The sequence below is a fragment of the Pontitalea aquivivens genome (genome assembly GCF_046507575.1).
In the GTDB taxonomy this organism is placed as follows: Bacteria; Pseudomonadota; Alphaproteobacteria; order Rhodobacterales; family Rhodobacteraceae; genus Pontitalea; species Pontitalea aquivivens.
Genome location: NZ_JBKFEY010000060.1, coordinates 1 through 4,132 on the forward strand (window position 1 = coordinate 1; position 4,132 = coordinate 4,132).

A 4,132-nucleotide genomic window follows, 5' to 3' on the forward strand; every position below is an offset into this window, starting at 1 on the left:
AATGCGGTGCTGCCCATGGCCGCGCCAATCGGCACGCGAATGCCGATCAGGCCCAGAAGAATGACGATTCCGATAAAACCAATCTCGATGCGCTCCATGATGCGCTCCTCAGAGACCGTGTGAATATTCGTGGTCGTCACCGTTCAGCGCGCGATCGCCGCCGAAGATCTTGATGACCAGAATGATGCAGGCGATGGCAAGACCGATCGGCAACATGAATTTCGCGGGCCATATCGTAACGCGCCAAAGGCCATCGACCGTTTCGTTCACCCGGTAGGCGCGCATGGCGACATCAAGCGAGAACCAGCCAAAACCGAGGTAGAAAAGAAGCGTGACGACATGACCGATCTTGCGCATCATCCTTTGCATGGCCAGTCCGGCCTTGTCATAGATCAGGTCGACCGAAATTGCCGATCCACGCGCCTCGATGTAGGCAAGCGAAAGGAACACGCAGGCAATCATGTAGTAATTGGCCACGACTTCGGCGGTGCTGGGCACGGGTTTGTTCAGAAAATACTTGCCGGCGACATCCGCCATCACATGCAGCATCATCAGCGCCGCCGAAATTCCGGCAATCACGCCGAGTGCCTTCGTCAGATATCTTATTCCACGCATTCCATCCCCCTTTCCAAGCTGCAAATCTCCCGGTTTGCGGCCTGGTCCTATTGCATGCGATAGCCACCATTCACGTCGATCACGGAGCCGGTGATATAAGAAGCGTCGGGCCCGAGCAGGAAGCTGACTGCGCCGGCCACATCCTGCGACGTACCGATCCGGTTCAACGGGATGTTGGCGGCAACGCTGGCGTCATTTTCCGGCGGCAAGGACAGCCTCAGCATCGGCGCGTCGATCAGGCCCGGGGCAACCGCGTTCACGGTGATGCCCAAGGGCGCCGCTTCACGCGCGCCTGCCTTGATCAGTGCCATCACCGCACCTTTCGACGCGATGTAGGCCGAACTGGACCGATAGCCGCCCAACTGTGCGGCGACGGACGAAAAGCCCACGAAACGACCATTTTCGATCGGGCGGCGCGACGCACCCCGCAGATATTCCCGCAACAACAGGAAGGTACCGGTCGAATTCACGCTTTGGGTCAGATTCCAGTCGTCCAGGGAAATCTCTGCCAAGGGCGGGCGATCGCCATTCGCGGCAAACAGCAGGATGCCTGCAGCGGCGACGACGTGATCAATGGGCGCGCCAAGGTTTTCGGCATCGCCGAAAGCTGCAATGACCGCGCCCTCATCGACCACATCCAGGGGAATCGCACGGTGGCCCGCGCCAGGCAGATCACTGACGACGCGCGCCGCAGCCTCTTGGGAAAGGTCCGCGGCAAGGATGCGGAAGCCGTCCCGAGCAAGACGCTGGCACACAATTTCCCCGATGCCGCCGGCGGCGCCGGTGACAAGCACGATTCCAGTCATTTCCGAAGTTCTCCCTCTTCGTTGTTATTGCAATGAACACAATCGGCGACCAGATGCAAAAAGAATTTGCATCCATCCGTTATTTTGTATCCATTAGGACAAATTCAGAAGATCTGGGGGGATCTTGGGAGAACCACATACAAGCACCGAACTCGCGACCGCGCGCCTGCGTGAAGCGATCCTGAGTGGTGAGTTGCCACCCGGCGAAAAGCTTCACCAGGACCGTCTTGCCGAACTCTTGGGCATTTCCCGGACGCCGCTGCGCGCCGCGCTGACCACACTGGCACAGACCGGCCTTGTTTCCTATGAAAGCAACCGCGGCTTCTTTGTTCGCGAATTCTCGTTCTCGGAAGTGACCGCCGCATTTGAGGTGCGCGCCGAGCTGGAAGCTATGGCCTGTCAGCTGGCCGCCGGAAACATGACCGAAGAGGCAAACCGCCATCTCTCGGAGCTTGTCGCCGAAGGCGACAGGTTATTGGCGCCGGGTGTGTTGCTGGCCGCGAACCTGGGCGACTATCGTCGCATGAACGTCGAATTCCATTCGACGGTCATGAAGCTTTCGGGAAACCCTTGGATCAATACCTTTGTGCATAGCCTGCACAATGTGCCGGCTGCTTCTGACCGGGTGATCATGTGGCACAATTTCAAGGTGATCGAGCGGTCACATGATGATCACCACCGCATCGCGCGTGCCTTGTCCAACGGACAGGGAGAGCGGGCCGCAGCAATCATGCGTGAACACATTCTTTATGCATTGGAGCTTCTTAAGTTGCAGTTGAAACTTTATCCACAGGATTTCCTGCGGATGCCAATCCCTGACAAACCCCTGAAGGGCCGCAGGCCCGCCCGCAACCGGAGACTGACCGAATGACCATCCGCCTTTTTTTCTCGCCCGCCTCGCCCTATGTGCGCAAGGTGATGGTGGCCGCCCATGAACGTGGGCTTGCTGATCAGGTTGAGAAACTTTCTTCTGCCGCCTGGCCGGTGAAGCGCGATCCCGAAATCGTGCGCCACAATTCCACCGGCAAGGTTCCCTGTGCGCTGCTGGCCGACGACACGCCCCTGTTCGACAGCCGCGTGATCACGGCCTGGCTGGATGCGCATGGTGTCTCAGGGAATTCGCTCTATCCGCAGGATGATCGCCGCTTTGCCGTGCTGACGCTTGAGGCGCTTGGCGATTCAATGCTGGATGCTGCGCTGCTGCACCGCTACGAATGCGTCCTGCGGCCCGAAGACAAGCGTTGGGAAGATTGGGCGCGCGGGCAGATGGAAAAGATTGATTCCGGCCTCGACGATCTGGAAGGGCGCTGGTTCGCCTTGCTGTCTGATGGGTTCCACGCGGGGGCGGTCGCGGTTGCCTGCACGCTGGGATATCTGGATTTTCGGTTTTCTGACAAGGATTGGCGCGGCACGCATCCGAAACTGGCTGCATGGTTTGGACATATTTCCGAACGGCCGTCGATGGTGGCCACCGCGCCGGCCGCATGATCGCCCGGTGAACGCCGCTGGATATCGGGCTGGCCCTGCCGAGCGTGGGGCTGGCCGCAGCAGTCAGGGTGGTGACGGGCGCGTCGGGCCGCTCAACAGCGCATAGAAGGGGATGTTCTCTCTTGAATAATTCAGGTTATCCAATGCCGAACACCAGCATGTTTTTGTCGGAACCCGAACCGGTCCGCGCCCGGACCGAACAAGTTGCGGCGGGCGTCCAGCGGATCGTCGCCAACAACCCGGGCAAGATGACCTACCACGGCACGAACAGCTATCTCGTCGAGACCTCGGATGGCGTGGTCGTGATCGACCCCGGCCCGGTCGAAGACAGCGCCCATTTCGACGCGATCCTTGGAAATCTGGGACGCAGACCGGCGGGTATCCTCGTCACGCATCATCATTCCGATCATTTCGGGTCTGCGCCTGCGTTGCGCGAACGGACCGGTCTGCCGATCCATGTTTCAAGCGTGTTTCCCGACGATGCGTTTGAACCGGACGGCGTTCTGGAGGACGGGCAGGCGATCTTCGGGCTGACCGTCCTGCACACGCCCGGCCATGCCAGCGACCATCTGTGTTTCGCGCGACCCGATGGCGTGCTTTTTTCGGGCGACCACGTCATGAGCTGGAACAGCTCGATCGTCAGCCCGCCGGATGGCAACATGCGCGATTACTGCACGCAACTTGGCAGATTGATCGACCGGGACGACAAGCTCTATCTGCCGGGGCACGGTCCGGCGATCACCGACCCGGCGCCTTACGTCGAGCGCCTGCTGGCCAATCGCATGCGGCGCGAGGCCGAGATCCTGGCGCATCTGTCCAAAGGCGCGGAGTCGATCCCGGGGATTGCCGCATCGGTCTACCGGAAGTCCGATCCCCACATCGCCAAGGCCGCCGAACGTAATGTGGCGGCACATCTGGAAAAGCTGCTGTCAGAGGGACGGGTCACGCGGGATGGGGAAATCTGGCGCGGCGTGGAATGACATGTTGCGCACCGCATTATGACATAAAACGACTTACAAGTTGCAACTCCTGTAAGCGAACAACAACCGGATTACCACGCCCTGATGAACCGGTTGATGGCGGTCATGGAGCACCTGCACCAACCGGCCCGCAGGTCCGTCACCTTCGACCGTGGCATCGAGTTCCGCGGTTGGCGCAAGCTGAAACCGGGGATCGGCACCGAGTTCTGGTTCTGCGACCCGCAGGCGCCTTTGCAGTCTGTT

The 4,132-nt window shown here is 60.0% G+C and carries 5 protein-coding genes and 1 pseudogene; 4 read left to right on the plus strand and 2 right to left on the minus strand.

Features of this window, described 5'->3' with window-relative positions; translation table 11 throughout:
- Positions 1-108: 108 nt before the first annotated feature.
- Positions 109-615, minus strand: coding sequence for a TRAP transporter small permease subunit (locus tag ACK8OU_RS19860; protein WP_410305063.1), 507 nt, complete (start codon positions 613-615; stop codon positions 109-111).
- 47 nt (positions 616-662) lie between these two features.
- Positions 663-1,421, minus strand: a complete 759-nt coding sequence (locus ACK8OU_RS19865) for an SDR family NAD(P)-dependent oxidoreductase (protein WP_410305064.1) — start codon at positions 1,419-1,421, stop codon at positions 663-665.
- Between the two features lie 124 nt (positions 1,422-1,545).
- Here ACK8OU_RS19865 and ACK8OU_RS19870 point away from each other — a divergent pair, with 124 nt between their 5' ends.
- The 4 genes and pseudogenes from ACK8OU_RS19870 to ACK8OU_RS19885 form a co-directional block, all read left to right on the plus strand.
- Positions 1,546-2,292 carry a GntR family transcriptional regulator gene (locus ACK8OU_RS19870; RefSeq protein ID WP_410305065.1) on the plus strand — a complete coding sequence of 249 codons (747 nt, stop codon included), beginning with the start codon at positions 1,546-1,548 and terminating at the stop codon, positions 2,290-2,292.
- Positions 2,289-2,909, plus strand: coding sequence for a glutathione S-transferase (locus ACK8OU_RS19875; RefSeq protein WP_410305066.1), 621 nt, complete (start codon positions 2,289-2,291; stop codon positions 2,907-2,909). The genes ACK8OU_RS19870 and ACK8OU_RS19875 overlap by 4 nt, the downstream gene beginning before the upstream one ends.
- Positions 2,910-3,067: 158 nt before the next feature.
- Positions 3,068-3,889 (plus strand): MBL fold metallo-hydrolase, encoded by an 822-nt coding sequence (locus tag ACK8OU_RS19880; protein WP_410305067.1) that lies wholly within the window; start codon positions 3,068-3,070, stop codon positions 3,887-3,889.
- A gap of 81 nt (positions 3,890-3,970) precedes the next feature.
- Positions 3,971-4,132: pseudogene (locus tag ACK8OU_RS19885) on the plus strand (IS30 family transposase); the annotation flags it as partial.